Raw genomic sequence first — 18,784 nt, forward strand, 5'->3', positions numbered from 1 at the left:
ATCGGTGAAACAGGCGTCCACTACTACAACGACAACGCCCCGGTCGAGATCGCCGGCTGCCACGCATGCACGCGATTCAGCCGTTCATCGTTCAATCACCGCGATCCAGGACATACCGTTATGGCGACATGGCACCGGATCTCCAGGGCCGCCGACGATATCTATCAAGATGCAACGCCAAAATTACCTCCGGTCGCCGTGTGCCACCCGCAACTGGAAACGATGGCGGGCGTTGCTGTGACGAACAGGATATAAGCCTATCTGGCAGCAAGCCTGGTTGAAGAAAGCCCGACGGTCATGAAGCCAATGAACGAAGAGCATCTCGCAGTGCTACGCAGGCACATGGTCGAGATGATTGCAATCCATACCGACCTTGCAAGCGAAGAACTCGGCAAGGCGGCGCTCGATGAGCGCGTGATGGCTGCGATGCGGCGAGTGCCGCGGCATCTCTTCGTGCCAGCCTCGGTTGCGCCTTATGCCTACCAGGACATGCCGCTGCCGATCGGCTTCGATAAAACCGTCTCGCAGCCGTTCATCGTCGCTCTCATGACTGATCTCCTTGCTCCCCAACCGCACGAGGCGGTGCTCGAGATCGGCACCGGGCTGGGATACCAAACCGCAATCCTCGCGGAACTCGCCGGGCACGTTTGGAGCGTCGAAATCATCGAGGAATTCGCAAGCCACGCCGAGACTCTCCTGCAGGGCCTCGGTCTATCCAATGTCAGCATTCGTGTCGGGGACGGGTCTCGCGGCTGGCCCGAGCACGCCCCATTCGACAAGATCCTGGTCACCGTTGCGGCTGGGCGGGCGCCGCCGGCTTTACTTGATCAGCTCAAGCCGGGGGGACGCCTGGTTCTGCCTGTCGGACCTGAGGAAGTGCAGTTGCTGACGGTCATCGACAAGAATTCGGCAGGGCAACTGAAGACTCGCAAACTCATCCCGGTTCGGTTCAGCCGGCTCGAAACGGTCTAACGACGGTGCGGACATCTGGCCCCACAGGGTCAGCAACTTCGCTATGGCCAGAGATGACGCAGGCCGCGCGAGGATTGTTTTTATCCGACTGTCCCCACGACAGCGCCTCGCGTTTTCCGCCGCCCAAAACCAGTATGGGTTCTCGCGGGCTCACGGCTGCTTCGCGTCCGCTCGTTTGAGCATCGCAAATGCGCGATTGATCCGTTGCACAGCTGTGGCGTTTGCCAGCAGTGCGTAAAGCGCGAACCCGCCCGTCAGAATCCAGGGCGAAGCGGCGCCCTTGGCGGTCGCCAATCCGTCGGCGACCAGCAGCACGCAAATGAACACAAGGCGTTCCATCCGTTCGAAGAAATCCGGCCACGCGTGGTTTTCTATAGGGATTTCGATCGCCGTCCGCGCCTTGGCGTAGCTGGTGAGGATCCCGCCGGCGAATGCGATCATTGCGATCGCCCACAGATCGGCGACCCAGCCTATTGCCGCAAAAACGGCAAGTTCCTGATAACGGTCGGCCATGGCGTCGAAATAACCACCGGCCTTGGTGCTCATATGTCTGCGACGGGCAACCGCGCCGTCCAGCGCGTCGAAGGTGAAGGCAAACGCGAGGCAAAGGCCAAAGGCAAGGCTTGACTGGTGGTACAGATAGGCGGCGCACGACAGGGCCACGAGCACTAGCCCGCCTGATGTTACCTGGTTCGGGGTCATGCCGATCCCGACCAGCGGAGAAGCGGCATGCTCCCATAGCGGGTCGATACGACGTTTCATGAGACCGGCGATCATGATTACTCGGCTCCTCTGATGATGTCGTTGCGCGGAGCTTAACCGGCAAATTGCGGGTTCGTTCCAGCCCATCGGCACCGTTCGAGTTGGTCAACGCGGGCCGAGACCGGCTCAGACGTCTTTCCCAGTTCAAGCCAGCAGCGTTTCTTTGGCGAATGCGGCCAATGGATTAAGGTAGCCAGAGGCTGCCAAGCTGGCGGCGAAACGGAAAATTTCGTTATAACCCATATTCGCAATTCGCGGGGAAGCCGTCCGAAAACTCCATGCGTAAATTTCTGCCTAAGTTTGCTTACCTACTCGCGACCTCTGCCGGCGCAGGATTATCTCCGGTATGGCCGGGCACGGTCGGCGCGAGCGTCGGAGTGGCTCTTGCCGCGCTCCTGATACCTGCATCGCCTTGGCTGATCGTGCTTGCCTACATGGCCGTATTCGCCGTGGGAGTATGGGCGTCGTCGCATGTCATCTCCCGTACCGGGACGGAGGATCCGCAGATCGTCGTCATTGACGAGACCTTCGGCACCGCCGCAACGCTTTCCATGCTGCCGCTCGACCCGGTCTGGTGGGCAGCAGGTTTCCTTGCTTTCCGGTTTTTCGACGTCGTCAAGCCTTGGCCCATCGGCGTCGTGCATGAGAAAGTAAGGGGTGGGGTCGGCATCATGCTGGACGACGCGGCTGCAGCTGTGGTCGCCGGCGCGTTGCTGCTTTTGCTGAACGATTTGATTCAACGTTTGCCGTAACCTGCCACAGTCGAGGGAAAAACAGACCTCTCTCCTCTAAAATCTGCCGCAGCAGCGCTAGACCGCAGCGTCGCGCGGCCGCGCCAAATCGTTCGTTCCCTCCGGATCCGGCGCTTGGCCATAGCTCATCTTCTTCATCTGCTCGATCACCCGCGCCATCTCCTCGTCGGAAAGGACCGGCGGCTCGCCAAGGGTAAGCGCCTGGACATACATGCGCGATAGGGTTTCGACCTCGTTCGCCAGCCACAACGCCGCTTCCATGGTCTTGCCGAGCGAAATCTGGCCGTGCTGGCCGAGCAGGCAGGCGAGGCGACCCTTGAGTGCCACCAAGGCATTGTCGGACAAGGCCTGCGTGCCAAAGGTCGCGTAGCCGGCGCAGCGGATGGTCGTACCGCCCGCCACTCCCGTCATATAGTGGAAGCTCGGGATCGTCTTGTGATGGCAGGCCAGTGTCGTGGCGTAGAGCGAGTGACAATGCAGCACGACGTTGATCTCCTGCCGCTCCCTCAAAATGTCACGGTGGAAGCGCCACTCCGAAGAGGGCCGTCGGCCGACATAGGTACCGTCAAAGTCCATCTCGACGATGTCTTCGGGCGTCATCGTTTCGTAGGGCAGCGACGAGGGCGTGATCAGGAAACCGTCGCTGGAGCGCACCGACAGGTTGCCGGCATTGCCCTGGTTGATACCGCTGGAGTTCATCCGGCGGCAAACATCCACCATTTCGCGGCGCAGAGCGCTGTCATCAGTCATCGATCGTTCCTTTTGCTGGTCTTGCCCTGTTGCAAGTTGTTTCGCTTGATCAGTTCGCGCCACCGCTGTGCATAGGCTGCGAGCGTCTCATGATCGCCGGCAAAGGCGGCCGGCAGGCTGAGCGCGATCGGAGCCGGCGTGTCACGAGTTTCGTGTTCGCCAAGTAGCGCCGCACCCGAAGCGGTGCCATAGGAGTCGAGGTTGTAGACCGTTTCGGCGTTTGGCCGCAGCGCGGCAACCAGTGTGGCGTAGAGCGGGTCTCGCAGGAAGGTGCCATCCAATGCAACCAGCCCGTTTTCGTTCAGCGCATCGATACATTCCACCGTCAGCAGCGCGGCGTAGAGCACCGCGAGCGCCTTGCGCTCTGCAGGGGATTCTGCAGGCGGCCCTTCAAACCGGCCGCACCCGGCGCTGCCTGGAAACAGGCCGTCATCGTCGCCGAACGACGGCAATGCGAAGGTGCCGCGCTCAATCAGCAAACTGACCAGCGCAGCGTCGGCTGCATTTCCTTCTTGCCCCTGCCCTGCCACATGACTGAACTCACGTCCGCCCATGGTCAAAACGCCGCCGACCGGGCGTCCTGTCACGTCGCTGTTCAGCACCATTCCGCGATTTTCATCGAGTTGGTCGAGAGGTGTCGCCGCGCACATTCCGACAATCCAGGTTCCGGTAGAGATCACGCAGGCGTCGCGCATCCCTGCCGCCTGGTAGCGGTAGAGGTTCAGGCTGCTGTCGTGGCCACCGGTCAGGACTGACAGCTTTTCCGGTATGCCGTGCCGGCGCGCCAGATCCTGCCGGATTGGCCCCAACCTCTCCCAGGCCGGATGAAATGGTGGCATGAGGCGCTGCCATCCCTGCCCCGCCACAATGGGCGCCCACCGCTTGCGCACATTGTTCCACAGATGTGATTGCGCCGAGAGGATGGTCGTTTCGGCCGATGGCACGCCCGACAGCCGCCAGGCCCAATATTGAGGCAATCCCAGATACCAGCGAGCCTGAGCGACGCCCTCCGGATCAACCTGCTGCATCCAGTACAGCTGGCGCGCCTGGTGGGCGGCCTTCAGCATGATCGTGCTGCCGCGATCGAAGAAATCGCCCGAAAGCGGCGCGTAGCCATCGCGAATTGCCGGCGGCAGGTCCTGCTCGTAGTCAATCATCGGCAGGGCGGACGTCTCGTCGGGATCTGCGTTCACCAGAACTCCCGCGGAGCCATGTCCGGTGCCGGCCACCTTTTCCAGCGGATGGTGTCGGCACAAAGTGGCAAGCGAGCCGAACAACCAGTCGCTGATGCCGTTGAGATCGTGATGCCGCCAAGGCGGACCGGGCCGCACTTCGTTGTGGACAGAGAGGCTCTCCACGAGCACGCCGTCGAGCGTCATCGCGGAGAGCTTTATGTTGGTCTTGCCGACGTCGAAGACGGCGATCCTTGCGACGTCCGCCTTCTGCCCGTCATCCATCGTGTCAGATCAGACCGTATTGGCGAGCCTTGTTGCGCAGGAACGGCAAGCCATTGCCCATCACTTCGGCCTCGTCCTTCGCAACCGGCCGCCAGACCGAGAGGCCGTAGGAGACTTCCGGCGGCATGTTGATGAAGCTTTCCATGGCAAGTCCGCCCTTGAAGCCGATCGCCGCCAGCGTTGCGTAAATCTCGTCCCAGGGGCAGTTTCCGGTGCCTGGTGTGCCGCGATCGCTTTCAGACAAGTGGATGTACTTCAGGTGATCGCGGGCGGCCAGAATGCCGTTGGCGGCCCCCTTCTCCTCGATGTTCATATGGTAGGTGTCGAGATGAACAAAGATGTTGTCGGCCCCGACTTTCTCGACCATCCAGACGGCCTGCGCGCCGGTATTGATCAAATGGTTCTCGTAGCGGTTCACCGCCTCGATTCCGAGCTCGATGCCGCGCTTCTTGGCGTGCTTGGCGGCGACGGTCAGCACATGGGCGATGTTGTCGTATTCCTTTTCGGTGGGTGGCAGGCCGGTGCGTTCGCCGATGCCACCGAAAATCACGCCGGAAAGCGCCAGCGCGCCCATCTCGGCGGTCTTGTCGATCGCCACTTCGAGATGTTCGATGGCGGCATCCGGCCGCACCGAGGCCCAGGCGCGCTCCGGCAGGCCAAGCGAGCAAACGGCAGGAAGATTGTGCTTTTCGAGCAAGGCGCGTGTGTGCGCAGCATCGACCGCCGGCGCGTTCAGAAGCGCGATCTCGATAAAGTCCATCCCGTATTTGACGGAAGCCGCGATCGCCTTCTCCGCGCCGGCCCGATCCCAGTTCATCGTCCACATCGAGGTGTGGACCCCAAAACCATGCATCTAACTCACCCTCTGTTTGTGTTTAGGAATTTGAGGCGCCCGGCAAGCCAGCGCAGGATCATCACCGTGATCATCAGGACGCCCCAGACTGCCGTCGCAAGATGCTGGTTTGCGCCCATCAGATTGAGTCCCGAGGACAGAAGCTGGAGCACGACCAGCGCAACGAAGACCGGGATCACCCGACCGAAGCCGCCGAACGGATTGACCCCGCCAAGGAAGCAGGCAAGCACGGTGATCAGCAGGTAAGACTCGCCGTGGCCGACACGCACCGAATTGAAGCGCGCCAGCATGATGATGCCGGCGACCGCGCACATCGCCCCGGACAATGTGTAGACGAGAACCTGCACCTTGCGCGTATTGATACCGGAATAGCGCGTGGCCTCGATATTGGAGCCTATCATGTAAGTGTTGAAGCCTAGCTTCATGCGCGTCAGCAAGACGTGCCAGATCAGCACGCAAGCGATGAAGATGAGCAACGGCACCGGGATGCCAAAAATCGAACCGTAGCCGATCGGCGCCAGGAAGCCGGGAATGCCGGACACGTCGCCGCCGCGCGTCAGGAATTCGCCGAGACCGCGCAGGAAGATCATCATCGACAGCGAGACCAGGATCGGGTGAGCCTTGGTGTAGGCGATGACGAGCCCCATGATCAGCCCGCTCAGTGCGCCGACCGCGATGGCAAGGACCGAGCCAAGGACGAAGGCGCCGATGCCAGCGTCGACGCCTCCCTGGCTTTGCAGTACCCAAGCCAGCGTCAGGCCGGCCATGTTGGCCGTGAAGGTGATGGCCAAGTTGAGGCCGCCGGTCAGGATCGGCAGCAGCATGGCGAGTGTGAGGAGGCCGAGCTCCGGCAGCTGGAAGGCGACCGATCCAAAGGTAGCACGGGAAAGGAAGTTCGGCGCGGCAAAGCCGAACACGACCATGACCGCCACGAACGCGGCAAACGGACCTGCAAGTTCGGGGCCGAGCGCGTTGCGGACGCGTTCAATCAAAACCGTCATGAAGGCACCCGTCGGCTTTTCAGGAACGGCAGCAGGCGTTCGATGCTGGTGTTCGACAGGGTGATTGCGGCAAGAATGATGGCGCCAACGATCATCTTGAATGCGAAAGGCGACACACCCATCAAATTAAGTCCGTTCTGGGTAATCGAGACCAACAGAACGCCCAGAATGCAGCCGAGCACGCTGCCCTTGCCGCCGCCGAGCCGCGCACCGCCAAGAACTACGGCTGCCAGGACGTCGAGTTCGCGCCCATAAAGGGCATTCGGCACAACCTCCTGCGCGTAATGCGCTTGGACGAGACCGGCGATACCCGCCATCAGGCCAAGCCAGCCGAAGGCGATAAATTGCATGGCGCCGATATTGATGCCGAAGCGGCGCGCGCCCTCCGGGTTGTCGCCAAATGCGTAGAGCTGGCGACCAGTGGTGGTGCGCGTGATCAACACCCAGGTCGCGAAGACGCATATGGCCATAATGAGCACTGGCAGGGTGATCTCCGCCCAGCTGCCGTCAGCCATCTCTCGCTCGAACAGCACGACGCGGGTGGTGAGCCAGTCCGGCAGATTGTAAATCGACACGCCGCCTGTGAAGAACATCAGCAAGCCGAAGAAAATGTTGAAAGTCGAAATCGTGGCGACGATCGAGATGATCCTGAACCTGTGGATCAGGAAGGCGTTGATGCAGCCCAACGCGACGCCCAAGGCGCCAGCGATGATGAGGCCGATAATCCAGTTCCCGCCGCCGATCCAGCCAAGGACGGTCGCCGCCAGATATTGCACAACGGAGGCGGCAACCGCGAAGGAGATGTCAATGCCGCCGGCAATCAGCACGACGAGCAGGCCGACGGCGAAGATGATGTTGACCGAGCTGGTGTTCAGAAGGTCAAACGCGTTGCCGAGGGTGAAGAACCGGTCCGTCGCGAACGAAAGGAAGACGCAGATGACGGCGATAACGGCGAGCAAAGCCAGTTCCGTTGCGTGGGAGCGGACAAACCTACGCATAGACCGCCTCCTCGATCGCCTGGAGGGTCGTAGCGCCCGGCGTAAATTCGCCGACAATGCGCCCCTGAGCCATGTGCAGCACACGGTCCGCGTTGAAATAGACTTCAGGCACCTCGTCCGAGATCAGGATAATGGCCAGGCCGCTGTCCGCCAGCTTGGAAACGATGTCGAAAATGCCGGCGCGCGCGCCGACATCGACGCCGACCGTCGGTGCGTCGAGGATAAGCAGCTTCGGGTCGGTCGCCAGCCATTTTGCAATGGCGACACGTTGCTGATTTCCCCCTGACAGGGTCGAGATCGCGTCGTCCTGCTTTCCGATCCTGACGCCAAGATCCCTTATCCAGCGATTGACCAGAGATTGCTTGCGATCGCTCGAAATGAAACCGCCCGTAAGGATCTTGTCCAGCGAGGCGATGACCATGTTGTCGGCGATGGCCTGGGGCTGAATGAGACCGAGCGACAGCCGGTCTTCCGAAAGATAGGCGACGCCGGCGGCGATCGCGTCACGGTTGGAACCGAAATGAACGGGTTTGCCGTCCAGGACGACAGAGCCCGATTTCGGCTTGCGCATGCCAAACAATGTCAGCGCCAGTTCGGTGCGCCCTGCCCCAAGCAACCCGGTGATGCCGAGCGTCTCGCCGCGCCGGACGGTCAAGGACACGTCCTCGAATTCGCCGGGCCGCGACAGCCCCTTAACCTCAAGCATGACCGGGCTCGTGGTTAAATCGCGGTGCAGGACGGAATAGTCGAAGGTCTTGCCTGTCATCAACTCGGTGATGCGCGATTGGGTCAGGCCTTTGGTCGGATAGACGCCGACCAAAGCGCCGTCGCGCAACACCGTCACGCGGCTGGAGATTTCAAGAACCTCGGCCAGGCGATGACTGACGAACACAACGGCGACGCCCGACGCCGACAGATTGCGCACAATGTCCAGCAGATAGTCGGTTTCGGATTGGGTGAGCGACGCCGTCGGCTCGTCCATGAAGACGAGCTTCGCCTCGCCGACGAGGGCGCGCGCGATTGCTACGATCTGCCGCTGTGCGATGGGAAAGTGGTGGAGTGCTAGATCGACATCGAGGGTAACACCAAGACGTTGCAAGGCGTTGATCGCCACACGGCGCATCTCGGCATAGTTCACCAGCCGCGGCCAGCGGCCGATGACGGTCTGGAACGCGATATTCTCGGCGACAGTCATCTCGGGAAACAGGGCGAGGTCCTGCCAGATGACCTGAATTCCGCCGGCCTGCGCCGTAACCGGCGACATATGGGAGTAGCTCTGGCCATCATAGACGATCACGGCGCCCGCCTCGGGCTTGTACACGCCCGTAATGACCTTGATCAGCGTGCTCTTGCCGGAGCCGTTCTCGCCGGCCAGGCAATGCACCTCGCCCGGCAGCACCTCAAAGCTGACATTCTTCAGCGCCTTCACGCCGCCGAACGTCATATTGACGTTGCGGAGCGACAGCAGCGGCCGTGATGCGGCGCCATCGAGTGCCTGATCAGCCATCGAGTTGAAACCTGGATCCAATCGCATTTGCAATCCTGCAGCCAGGCCGGCTCGACGCCGGCCCGGCTGCCATTAGCTTGAGGCCTTACAGGCCCATCGCCGCGAGATCGTCGACAGTGTCCTTGTTGATGGGGACCAGCTGATCGACGATGATGTTACGGTTTTCGAAGTCCGGCTTGACTGTCCCTAGCCCTTCGATCGTATCGCCGTCCTTGATCTCGTTGCCCTTCATGAGATGGTCAGCCAGCGTGACGAAAACCTCGCCCGCCTGCTTCGGATTCCACATGAATCCGCCGGAGATCGCGTCGCTTTTGATGAGCTTCCGGCCCTGGCCTGGCGAGAATGGTCCGAGCACGAAAATTTCGCCCACCTTCCGGCGCTCTTCGATTGCGCGGCCAGCGCCGATCGGACCTTGGCTGCCGAAGGCGAGGAAACCCTTCAAGCCTGGATTTGCGGAAATCAGGTCAAGCGCAGTGCTGCGGCTCTTGTCTACATCCTCGGCGACGCCATAACGTTCGCCGACAAGCTTCATGTCCGGGTTGTTCTTCTTCAGATATTCGATTGCCGCATCGGCCCAGGCATTGTGCAGCGGCACCGTCAGCGAGCCGACGAACACTGCGTACTCACCCTTGCCGCCCATCTTCTCCGCCAGGAGCTTGGCATGAGCCTCGCCGAAGCCGGTCGCGGACGCGAGTTCGAAGTCCCAGTCGGCGCCCTTCTGGCCAGGCGATTCATGCGTGATGACGATGATGCCGGCGTCCTTGGCCTTCTGCAGGACTGGTTCAAGCACTTTCGCATCATTCGGCACGACGCCGATGACCTTGACGCCCTGCGCGATCAGATCCTCGATGGCGCGAACTTGCAGTGCTGGATCAGCGCTGGTCGGGCCGACCATGAATGCGTCGATCCCGAGCTTCTGGCCGCGCTCCTTGATACCCGCCTCCATTGCGTTGAACCACGGAATGCCGCCGATCTTGACGACGACGCCGACCTTGCCGGCCTGCTGTGCCATCGCAGCGAATGACCCGCCAATCATAAGGGTCGCGGCAAGCGCCGCGATCATGAGCTTTTTCATCTGTACTCCTCCCATAACGTTCCTAGTGGGAACACACTCGAGCCGTCGAACGACGGCGGCCGTTAGAAACCTCCCCTAAAGAGACGGGGCACTTCCCCATCGGCCATCCACCGGTTTTCGCTTGCACAATCGATGGTGCAGAAACTATTGTGCATCGAGAAGCTCTCGTCAAGCGGGATATTGCTCTAAATAGACGCGCCGGAGGCGCCAGATGGATCAGCGGGTCAAGAAGAAGGCGACGATCTATGACCTATCCGTGCTATCGGGCAGTTCGCCGTCGACCGTGAGTGCCGTCCTGAACGGCACTTGGCGCAAGCGCCGCATCAAGGAAAGTACGGCGCAAACAATTCTCGGCCTCGCCGAACTCCACCAGTACACCACCAATCTGCAGGCGCGAGGCTTGCGACGCTCGCGATCGGGCCTGGTCGGCCTGATGCTGCCCGTCCACGACAATCGCTACTTCTCCTCCATGGCGCAGACGTTTGAGGGGCATGTGCGCAGCCGCGGCCAGTGCCCGGTCGTGGTTAGCGCCAGCCGCGACCCGGAAGAGGAGCGGCGGACCGCGGAGACGCTGATCTCCTATTCAATCGACCAGCTCTTCATCGTCGGCGCCACCGATCCGGACGGCGTCCACGAGGTCTGCGAATCGGCGGGGCTGAGGCATATCAACATCGACCTGCCGGGAGCGAAGGCGCATTCGGTGATCAGCGACAATTATGGGGGCGCACGGATGCTGACGGAAGCAATCATCCGCCGCTTCGGCAATGATGATCCTCTGCGGCCGGACGAGCTGTTTCTGTTTGGCGGCCGCAACGACCACGCCAGCCGCGAACGCATCGCCGCTTTCCATGCGACCAAGAAGGCATTGCTGGGCGCCGACCCTGAAGACGGTGTGCAGTCCTCCGGGTATTCGCCTGATATAACTTTGCGTGCCTTTGAGGCGTTTTACCAACGCCATGGCAAGCTGCCGCGCGCGCTGTTCATCAATTCGTCGATCAATATGGAAGGTCTGCTGCGTTTCATGGCGGGCCGGCCGGCGGAGATGTTTAGTGAGCTCGTCGTCGGTTGCTACGACTACGATCCGTTCGGCTCCTTCCTGCCCTTCCCGGTAATCATGGTACGGCAGAATGTTGAGGCGATGATTACGAAGGCGTTCGCGCTGATCGATGAACCGACGACGACGCCACAGACCTTCCTGATTGCGCCAGAGTTGATCCAGCCCAGGTCTGCGCTGAAAGGGCCGCTCGACACTCTGAAGGATATAGCGTGAATGCGAAATGGCGCGACAGGGTGACCCTGCACGCCCTGAGATTTCAATGGTTTATCATGCCGATCGGCATTGAGACCGATGCCGAACCGCCGCAGAACCTCTTCTCCGAAAGTGCCGCCGGGCGCCTTCTCCCGGCTGCTTCGCTCGCAGTGATCCCATATTGGAGCCACGGCCGCCATTTCCCTATCACGAAAGTGTCGCCGTCTTCACTGTGAGCCCAATACGGGGCACGTGGGCGCAGGGAAAAGACCAACAGCAGCGAGCATTAGAAGCGATAGCGGATTCCAAGAGTGTTCGCATTAGAACCCTCTTTCATATCGCCAATTATACCATCGGCGCCGGATCTATGGTGGAGCTGGTAGACAAGTTCGACATTGGGAGCTTGCCTGACTCTGAACGAAAGCTCCGCACCAACGAAGCCGAGGAATGATGCATCGCCATCGTAGCGGATTTCGCGATCGCGCTCGATCTCGGTAGGGCCTGTAACGGCACTGAATCCAGCGGTCAGTGCGGGCGCAATCGCCAAATCACCAATGACAAGGCCCTGGTGGCGAAGTCGCGCTCCGACCCAAAGTTCGCCCGATGTATCATCGTCTTCGCCAAATCTTATGGCCGCGCCGGTGACGCCACCAAGAACGAAACCAGCGCCTATATCGACGAGATCGCGACCGTATGCGGCCCCGATTATATAGTTGTCCGTGTAGTCGGCACCAAAAATATTGATCGTATCCCCGAAGGCCCCGCTCGCAAACACGCCACCAAAGACATAGACATCATTCTTCGTCGGCAGACCTTCTGTGAAAGGATCTTGGGTCGCAAAATAGATAAAGGGAGAATTGTCATCGGCGAGTCCAGAACTGACTGAAGTGCTCAAGATCACCGCAGCCCAGGGCCACCTGCAGTCCACGCATAGACAAGCTCCGAATCAATCCATTTCCATGGTTGGCAATTGCACAGGGAAAAACAAGGTACGAACTGGTTTATCGCCGAAATACTGGATGCGGGTACATCCTAATGGCTCGAACCATTCTTTAGGCTTTGGCGGGCGCGCGCAGGTGACCTTCGCCACAGGCCGTAACGGCGCAGTCTTCGGGCGCCGGCCTAACAGTAATGGCATCAGCCTATACCAATTCACGCCCGTTGCAGCGTTCGACTGACCCGATCATCTGCTGGAGTTCCATCATTGATGGATAGGATTCCTGTGCGCCTTTTTCCTGACAGCAATCGCCGAAGCCGCGACGCCCCAGCAAGCGGCGTCGTAGGCGGACTTGCCGTCGAGCAAGGCGACGGCCATTGCCGCGATAAACGCGTCGCCTGCACCCGTCTTGTCGACCACATCGACCGGCAGGGCGAGAATTTGCATTGCGTCGTGATCCAGTGCGAGAAAGCAGCCACCGTCTTCGAGCTTAACGCATGCTATCTCCACCCCGAGCGCATTCAGTTGGAGCGCCGCTCGGGCCGCATCGTCATTGGTGGCGATCGGCAGGCCAAGCAGATCCGAAGCCTCCTGCTGGTTTGGCGTAATCGCGCAGAAGCGACAGAGTTGCGACCGATCGATTTGGTCGGCGAATGTCGGGTCGACCAGGACTCTGAACCCACGTTCTTGCGCCGTCGCGAAGGCGGCATTCAGGACTGGCAAGGGAATTTCAAAGTCAGCAACGAGTATCGATCGATCAGGAGAATTCCTGATGGCTGCCACGACGTTGTCAACGGCCGCGTCATTCCAGGACATGTTGGCATTGGACGCGGATAGAATGGCTTTCGTGCCGTCCTTCGGAACCGCCACGATGGCAACGCCAGTCGGGACGTCGCGGGCGACGCCGACGGACCCGAGGTCGAGCTCCGCCGCCTTCAGCGGACCGACTGCGATCTCCGCGAACCGGTCGTCGCCGACGCGCCCGATAAGCCTCGTCGGAACGCCGAGGCGATGGGTGAAATACGCAACGTTGGCGGCTTTGCCGCCGGCGCGTTGGGCGAAGCCACTGGCCCTAACGGTGCCGCCATCGCCAAGGGAGCCCTGAACGTCGAACTGCAGATCGGCATTGATGCTGCCCAGCGAGAGCACGATCGGGCGCGGCAATGAAACCTCCTCAACCATTTCGTGCGGAAGTGAGCGACTGACCAAGGAACTCGTGAACAGACGGAGGGTTCCGGGGTCGGGCCGGCGGAACGGGCTGGTGCTTATTGCGATGGCCAAGGAACCCGCCGCCGACCAGATCGTTTGCGATCTGACCCAGACCAATCGGAACGGAGGCAGACATGCTCGACATGCCGCATGCTCGCAACTGCGACGCGCACATAGCCGGCCGGCACTCCGCTCGGGCCGAAGCATGCCAGGGCCGGAGCACCCGATACCTATCCGTTCGGGCTCTAGACCAGCGTTATGCTGCGCGACGTTGACTATGTCCTGCGAAAACTCGACTGGATGCGCGCCGAAGGCATCTGGCCCAACGGCCTGCGCTATCTCTGGACCGATGCTTTTGGGGTCGTGCTCTATGTCTCGCTTTACGAGGAGCTCGGCGAGGAACGTTGGCTGAGTGAGGCTGAACGGCTGGTGGCGGAGGTCGAGCGTGTGCTCGGTCGGCTGCGCGGATTGAGGATCGGCCAAGCGGCAGATCGCGACGGACAGTATTTCCACTACCTGGCGATGTGGCTGTTCGCCTTGGCGCGTCTCGGCGATCTGAAACCGCGATACCGCGCCCGCGGCATTGCACTGGCGCGGGACATCCATCCGGCCTTCGTGATCCCCGGCCGCGGCGTGATCTGGAAAATGCAGGAGGATTTGAGCAGTCCTTTTCCCGGTTACGGCCTCGGCAGCATGGACGCCTACGATGGTTACGTCTCCTACCGGATGCTCGATGAAGACGCACTGGCGCCCGAGATCGCGCAGATGCATGACCTGATGGAGCGCGACTGGCGCACCCTCGACATCGAACAGGATCTCGGCCTCGGCATGATGCTGTGGCTCGCCCACTTCTTTCCCGCCGAGCCATGGGCCAAGGCGCAGACGAAACGTTCGCTGCGGAATTTGGAAACGATGTGGGTCGACCCGCCGGGCTATTTCAGCCGCGCGCCGTGGCTGCCCGATACGAGGTTCGCCTTCACCAATTACGGCGTGTCGCTGGGCCTGCAGGCCGCCGGCGTCTGGCCCGAGCGTATCGGGAGGTTGAACACTTTCTTCGAGAATTGGCGCTCCGGCGACGAATACGATCGCGAGGCGATCACCTGGGTGATGGCTTGCACCTCGCATCTTCCCGGTGCGTTTGTAGCTTCCGGACGGCCAAACAACGACTGAAGACGGTAAATCCGGAACGTTTTCGCGCCGGCGCGGGTTGTCGATGGAGATGCCTCGAAACGCATGGGACGCCGGTGAAATGGCCATTCTTTCGGGAAAACCGGGAAGCTGTTGGGTGGCGGCAGCCACCGCTACGAACTATCCCCCGCTCGAGGGCTCGATCCATGCCGATGCCGTTGTCGTGGGCGCCGGGATTGTCGGGCTGACGACGGCGCTTCGACTTTGCGAGGCCGGTCGGTCGGTGATCGTCATCGAAGGCCTGCGGACAGGCGGCCAGGTGACCGGCCGCTCGACGGCCAAGATCACGACGCAGCACGCGCTGATCTATCGCCATCTCATCGACACTTTCGGGCGGGACCTGGCGCAAGCCTATGCCGATGCGAACTCCGCCGGCGCCGTCCAGATCCGGGAATCGGTTCGCAACCATGCCATTCCCTGCGATCTCGAGGCCAAGGACGCCTATACCTACACCTGCGATGCAAGCCGGCGCGCGGAGATCGTGGCCGAGGCAGAGGCCGCGCGCCAAGTTGGGCTGGACGCCGATGTTCTGGAGCGCGCGCCGCTGCCTTTCGAAACGGCCGCCGCTCTGCGTTTTTCCGACCAGGCCCAGTTCAATCCGGCGATGTATCTGGTTGGCCTGGCTCAAGCGGTGACGGCCCGTGGCGGACCGATTTTCGAAAACAGCCGCGCGATCTCGATCGGCGAGGCAAGCCGCTGGCGCGTCGTCACCGACAGCGGCACCGTTCACGCCGAGCATGTGGTCGTCGCCACCAACATGACGGTGAAGAGCCCCGTCGGAATGGCGAACCGCACCCAGCCGCGCTGCCACACTGCCATGGCGTTTCGGATCGATGACCCTCTTGCTGTCGACGGCATGTTCATCGGCATCGACGATCCGACGCATTCCATCCGCACCGGCCGCGATGCCGAAGGCCCGCTGCTGGTCGCGCTCGGCCCCAAGTTTGACACGGGCCAGGACGGCGACGTGGCGAAACGGTTCGTCGAGCTGGAACAATGGGCAAGAATGAACCTTCCAGTTGGGGACGTTGCGTGGCGCTGGTGTAATGAGGACTATGATACGGCCGATAGAGTTCCGTATGCCGGCGAACCCGATCCGGACAAAGCCTCCGGTTTTCATATCGCCACGGGATTCAACGCCTGGGGCATCACCAATGGAACGGCCGCAGGCACGATGATCGCGGATTTGATCTGCGCTCGGTCGAGCCCATGGCAAAGGCTCTATGACCCGGCGCGGTGTTATCCCGAGGACTTTCATAAGAATGGCCGTAGCCAATCGATTGTCTCAAGCCTCGACGACATCGTGCCCGGCATGGGCGGTGTGATCGTCAGGGGTGACGAAAAGATCGCGGCGTGGAGAGACACTGAAGGGGTACTCCACCCCGTTTCGGCGACATGCACCCACAAGGGCTGCACCGTGACCTGGAACAACGCGGACAACACCTGGGATTGTCCTTGCCATGGCTCGATTTTCGCCGCCGACGGTTCGGTCATCCATGGCCCGGCTCGAAAACCGCTTGCCCCGGCCGCGCTGTAAAAGGGCGACTGACACGGCCCGGCGTTACCGTGCGTAGGTTCCGACCAGCTCGGTCTGCTCCAGCGCATGCTTCTTGGCTTCCTTCCAGACAGACTGCACGCCCGCCTGTCCCGGCACACTGAGACTCGGCACGTCGAGCGCGGCCAGCCGGAAATAATAATGATGGACGCCATGTCCCACTGGCGGCTGCGGGCCGTCGTAATAGGCATTGCCGAAATCGTTGGTGCCTTGGCGAAGTGCCGACGGACCTGGCTTGCCATCCTGCGCCTCGGCGAGTTCGCTGGCATCGGGCGGGATATTGAACACCGCCCAGTGCCCGAAAATCCCGCTCGGCGCGTCGGGATCCTGCACGACAAGAACAAGGCTTTTCGCACCATCCGGAACACCGGACCACTTCAGCGGCGGCGAGACGTTCTGGCCGTCACGGGTGTACCTTTCAGGGATTTTCCCGCCAGCCGGGAACGCCGGGCTGATAAGGGTAAGTGGCATTTCCATTTCCTCAAAGAACATGCCATGCGATCTGCCGATCCGGTCCCATCTCGGCCATGATCTCGTCGAGCCAGATGTTTGTGGTCTGCAGCGTCTTGTCGAATACGTCGAGTCCGGTGGCGCTCATCGAAGCCTCCTTTTTTTGCTAGCTGTTCGAATGACTCATTCGACGAAACGGCCTTGGTCGGCTGTTGTTCCCGGTGCCAGCCCCGTTTGTCAGCCTAAGAGGCGATCTCTTGCGAAAGCGTGCGATCTATCCGGCCAAGCTTACGCTCGATGCGTTCCCGTCAAGATTTGGGCATGGCCACGGCAACGAAAAGCGACTCCCCCTGCCTGTCGATGCGGAACAATATGGGCTTGTTCTGCTGGCGGGATTTCGCCCACTCCTCCTGGACGTCCGATGGCTGTGTCACATTCCGGTTGTTGGCCGAGACGATCACGTCCCCAGGCCGGAGGCCGTTTTGGCCGGCGAGGCCGTTCGGCGCCACTTCTTGCACGAAAACCCCGGTGGTGCCCGGCTGGAGTCCGAGCTGCTGGCGCGCCTCGTCGGGGATCGGGCTGAGTGACAATCCAAGACGCGCATCTGCCGTTTCCTGCTTTGGTACGGCGCCACTTTGTACCTCCTCATCGTCGCGCTGACCGACGGTCAGAGCTATTTCCTGTTGGCTGCCCCCGCGGTTCCTTGTGAGCGTCGTCTTTGTCCCCGGCTTTTGGCTCGCAACCGCGAGCGTCAGATCGTGGACGCTCCGGATGTCCTTGCCGTTAAAACGCGTAATCACGTCTCCCGCCTGTATGCCCGCCTTCTCCGCCGGACTGCCGGGTTCGACCGAAGCGACCAGCGCTCCATTGCTGCCAGCTACTCCAAGCGCCTCGGCAAGCGACGGGGTGACCTCCTGGAGGCGCACCCCGATGAAGCCACGCTCAATCCGGCCGGTGCGGATCAACTGGTCGACGATGCTCCGGGCGGTGCGGGATGGTATCGCAAAGCCAATTCCTATGCTGCCGCCTGAAGGGGACACGATGGCCGAATTGACCCCGATGACTTCGCCGCGCGCATTGAACAGGGGACCGCCGGAATTGCCCCGATTGATTGAGGCGTCCGTCTGGAGAAAGTCGTCGTAAGGACCGGCCTGAATGTCGCGCGAACGGGCCGAAAGCACGCCGACGGTGACGGTCCCTCCGAGCCCGAACGGACTGCCGATCGCGATCGTCCATGCGCCGGGTTGTACTGCATCGGAGTCACCCCAGGCGGTCGTCATCATATTGGGCCGTGGATCGACCTTAAGCACGGCGATGTCGGTCTCCGGATCGCGGCCAACCAGTTGGGCGGGCGAAGTTTCCTTGTCCGAAAAAACAACGTGGATCTCAGTCGCGTCGGCAACAACATGGTTGTTGGTGACGATATAGCCCTCTGGGCTGATCACGAAGCCGGAGCCAAGAGCCTCCCGCACCTGCGGTTGCACCGGTTCAGGGCCGCCGAAAGGGCCGAGAAAATCGTTCAATGTCGTCTGGTCCTGGATAATCTGTCGGGTGGTTATCGCGACCACGGCCGGAATTTTCTGGCGCACGATCGCCGTGAAGTCGTTCGGGATTTCCTGGGCTACGACCGGAGCAAAGCCGCCGGCCGAGAGCATCAGAATTCCGGTGATCAGGCCGGCGCAGAGTCTTTTGTTCAACACCGGAGACATGGTGGTCTGCGACTCCTTCAGCGTTCAGTGATCAAGCATATGACCGTTCCAGCATGAGCAAGCGGCTCACCAGCGGATTACGACAACCTTGTCGTTTCCGTTGGCGAGCTCGACAGCTTCGGTGCCATCCGGTTTGCGGCTTTCGATCCAGGCACTGTCTACTGTTTCTATGCCAGCAATGTTGGCCGCAAAGGCCTCGTCAATCTCGGCGGCACAGACCAGAGTGTCCGGTGGCAGGTTCTTCACTTGGTCCATCAACTCGCGAAGCCTCATGGCAAACCTCCTTGGGCCTGGATTCTTTCGGCCGCACACTCCAACCATGTCCCTCAAGAAAGGTTCCCCGACGAGATCTGCGGGCAT

19 protein-coding genes and 1 pseudogene are annotated in these 18,784 nt (G+C 61.1%); 6 read left to right on the forward strand and 14 right to left on the reverse strand.

What is annotated here, in order from left to right; all coding sequences use genetic code 11:
* Positions 1 to 297 precede the first annotated feature (297 nt).
* Positions 298 to 972, forward strand: coding sequence for a protein-L-isoaspartate(D-aspartate) O-methyltransferase (locus AC0L3I_RS06420; protein ID WP_123147269.1), 675 nt, complete (start codon positions 298 to 300; stop codon positions 970 to 972).
* Between the two features lie 150 nt (positions 973 to 1,122).
* Here AC0L3I_RS06420 and AC0L3I_RS06425 read toward each other — a convergent pair whose 3' ends face one another.
* Entirely contained in the window at positions 1,123 to 1,749 is a 627-nt protein-coding gene (locus AC0L3I_RS06425; RefSeq protein ID WP_473526342.1) for a CDP-alcohol phosphatidyltransferase family protein, read from the reverse strand.
* Positions 1,750 to 2,012: 263 nt separating this feature from the next.
* On the opposite strand from AC0L3I_RS06425, the gene AC0L3I_RS06430 reads away from it, so the two are divergent.
* Positions 2,013 to 2,486, forward strand: a complete 474-nt coding sequence (locus tag AC0L3I_RS06430; RefSeq protein ID WP_473526343.1) for a phosphatidylglycerophosphatase A family protein — start codon at positions 2,013 to 2,015, stop codon at positions 2,484 to 2,486.
* Positions 2,487 to 2,543: 57 nt separating this feature from the next.
* On the opposite strand, the gene AC0L3I_RS06435 is transcribed toward AC0L3I_RS06430, so the two are convergent.
* The 7 genes from AC0L3I_RS06435 to AC0L3I_RS06465 form a co-directional block, all read right to left on the reverse strand.
* The gene (locus tag AC0L3I_RS06435) at positions 2,544 to 3,236 is read right to left on the reverse strand and encodes a class II aldolase/adducin family protein (protein ID WP_292179337.1); all 693 of its coding nucleotides are present in this window, start codon (positions 3,234 to 3,236) and stop codon (positions 2,544 to 2,546) included.
* The gene (locus tag AC0L3I_RS06440) at positions 3,233 to 4,693 is read right to left on the reverse strand and encodes an FGGY family carbohydrate kinase (RefSeq protein WP_473526344.1); all 1,461 of its coding nucleotides are present in this window, start codon (positions 4,691 to 4,693) and stop codon (positions 3,233 to 3,235) included. Before AC0L3I_RS06440 ends, AC0L3I_RS06435 begins: the two co-directional genes overlap by 4 nt.
* 4 nt (positions 4,694 to 4,697) lie before the next feature.
* Positions 4,698 to 5,546, reverse strand: a complete 849-nt coding sequence (locus AC0L3I_RS06445) for a sugar phosphate isomerase/epimerase family protein (protein WP_023799537.1) — start codon at positions 5,544 to 5,546, stop codon at positions 4,698 to 4,700.
* A 5-nt stretch (positions 5,547 to 5,551) separates the two neighbouring features.
* Positions 5,552 to 6,547, reverse strand: a complete 996-nt coding sequence (locus tag AC0L3I_RS06450; RefSeq protein ID WP_473526345.1) for an ABC transporter permease — start codon at positions 6,545 to 6,547, stop codon at positions 5,552 to 5,554.
* Positions 6,544 to 7,545 carry an ABC transporter permease gene (locus AC0L3I_RS06455; protein WP_473526346.1) on the reverse strand — a complete coding sequence of 334 codons (1,002 nt, stop codon included), beginning with the start codon at positions 7,543 to 7,545 and terminating at the stop codon, positions 6,544 to 6,546. Before AC0L3I_RS06455 ends, AC0L3I_RS06450 begins: the two co-directional genes overlap by 4 nt.
* Positions 7,538 to 9,052: a sugar ABC transporter ATP-binding protein gene (locus AC0L3I_RS06460; RefSeq protein WP_473484882.1), complete on the reverse strand. Its 1,515-nt coding sequence runs from the start codon at positions 9,050 to 9,052 to the stop codon at positions 7,538 to 7,540. Before AC0L3I_RS06460 ends, AC0L3I_RS06455 begins: the two co-directional genes overlap by 8 nt.
* 85 nt (positions 9,053 to 9,137) lie before the next feature.
* Complete coding sequence (locus tag AC0L3I_RS06465) at positions 9,138 to 10,127, reverse strand: autoinducer 2 ABC transporter substrate-binding protein (RefSeq protein WP_077381096.1); 990 nt, start codon at positions 10,125 to 10,127, stop codon at positions 9,138 to 9,140.
* Between the two features lie 211 nt (positions 10,128 to 10,338).
* On the opposite strand from AC0L3I_RS06465, the gene AC0L3I_RS06470 reads away from it, so the two are divergent.
* On the forward strand, positions 10,339 to 11,397 hold the full coding sequence (locus AC0L3I_RS06470; RefSeq protein WP_473526347.1) for a LacI family DNA-binding transcriptional regulator: 1,059 nt from the start codon (positions 10,339 to 10,341) through the stop codon (positions 11,395 to 11,397).
* The gene (locus AC0L3I_RS06475; protein ID WP_473526348.1) at positions 11,394 to 11,612 is read left to right on the forward strand and encodes a hypothetical protein; all 219 of its coding nucleotides are present in this window, start codon (positions 11,394 to 11,396) and stop codon (positions 11,610 to 11,612) included. Before AC0L3I_RS06470 ends, AC0L3I_RS06475 begins: the two co-directional genes overlap by 4 nt.
* Before the next feature lie 50 nt (positions 11,613 to 11,662).
* On the opposite strand, the gene AC0L3I_RS06480 is transcribed toward AC0L3I_RS06475, so the two are convergent.
* Entirely contained in the window at positions 11,663 to 12,271 is a 609-nt protein-coding gene (locus tag AC0L3I_RS06480) for a hypothetical protein (protein WP_473526349.1), read from the reverse strand.
* A gap of 306 nt (positions 12,272 to 12,577) precedes the next feature.
* Complete coding sequence (locus tag AC0L3I_RS06485; protein WP_473484876.1) at positions 12,578 to 13,477, reverse strand: PfkB family carbohydrate kinase; 900 nt, start codon at positions 13,475 to 13,477, stop codon at positions 12,578 to 12,580.
* 303 nt (positions 13,478 to 13,780) lie between these two features.
* On the opposite strand from AC0L3I_RS06485, the gene AC0L3I_RS06490 reads away from it, so the two are divergent.
* On the forward strand, positions 13,781 to 14,692 hold the full coding sequence (locus tag AC0L3I_RS06490) for a hypothetical protein (protein WP_473526350.1): 912 nt from the start codon (positions 13,781 to 13,783) through the stop codon (positions 14,690 to 14,692).
* A gap of 79 nt (positions 14,693 to 14,771) precedes the next feature.
* A complete protein-coding gene (locus AC0L3I_RS06495) occupies positions 14,772 to 16,247 on the forward strand; it encodes an FAD-dependent oxidoreductase (RefSeq protein ID WP_473526351.1) in 1,476 nt (491 codons plus the stop codon).
* 24 nt (positions 16,248 to 16,271) lie between these two features.
* On the opposite strand, the gene AC0L3I_RS06500 is transcribed toward AC0L3I_RS06495, so the two are convergent.
* The 4 genes and pseudogenes from AC0L3I_RS06500 to AC0L3I_RS06515 all read right to left on the reverse strand — a co-directional run bounded on the left by AC0L3I_RS06500 (position 16,272) and on the right by AC0L3I_RS06515 (position 18,697).
* Positions 16,272 to 16,736, reverse strand: a complete 465-nt coding sequence (locus AC0L3I_RS06500) for a YbhB/YbcL family Raf kinase inhibitor-like protein (protein WP_473526352.1) — start codon at positions 16,734 to 16,736, stop codon at positions 16,272 to 16,274.
* Positions 16,737 to 16,749: 13 nt separating this feature from the next.
* A pseudogene (locus AC0L3I_RS06505) lies at positions 16,750 to 16,863 on the reverse strand (DUF2267 domain-containing protein); the annotation flags it as partial.
* 160 nt (positions 16,864 to 17,023) lie between these two features.
* Positions 17,024 to 18,370, reverse strand: coding sequence for a Do family serine endopeptidase (locus AC0L3I_RS06510; protein ID WP_473526353.1), 1,347 nt, complete (start codon positions 18,368 to 18,370; stop codon positions 17,024 to 17,026).
* Between the two features lie 120 nt (positions 18,371 to 18,490).
* Positions 18,491 to 18,697 (reverse strand): sugar phosphorylase, encoded by a 207-nt coding sequence (locus AC0L3I_RS06515; protein ID WP_473526354.1) that lies wholly within the window; start codon positions 18,695 to 18,697, stop codon positions 18,491 to 18,493.
* Between the last annotated feature and the right edge of the window lie 87 nt (positions 18,698 to 18,784).

This window comes from Mesorhizobium sp. WSM4840, assembly GCF_055811755.1.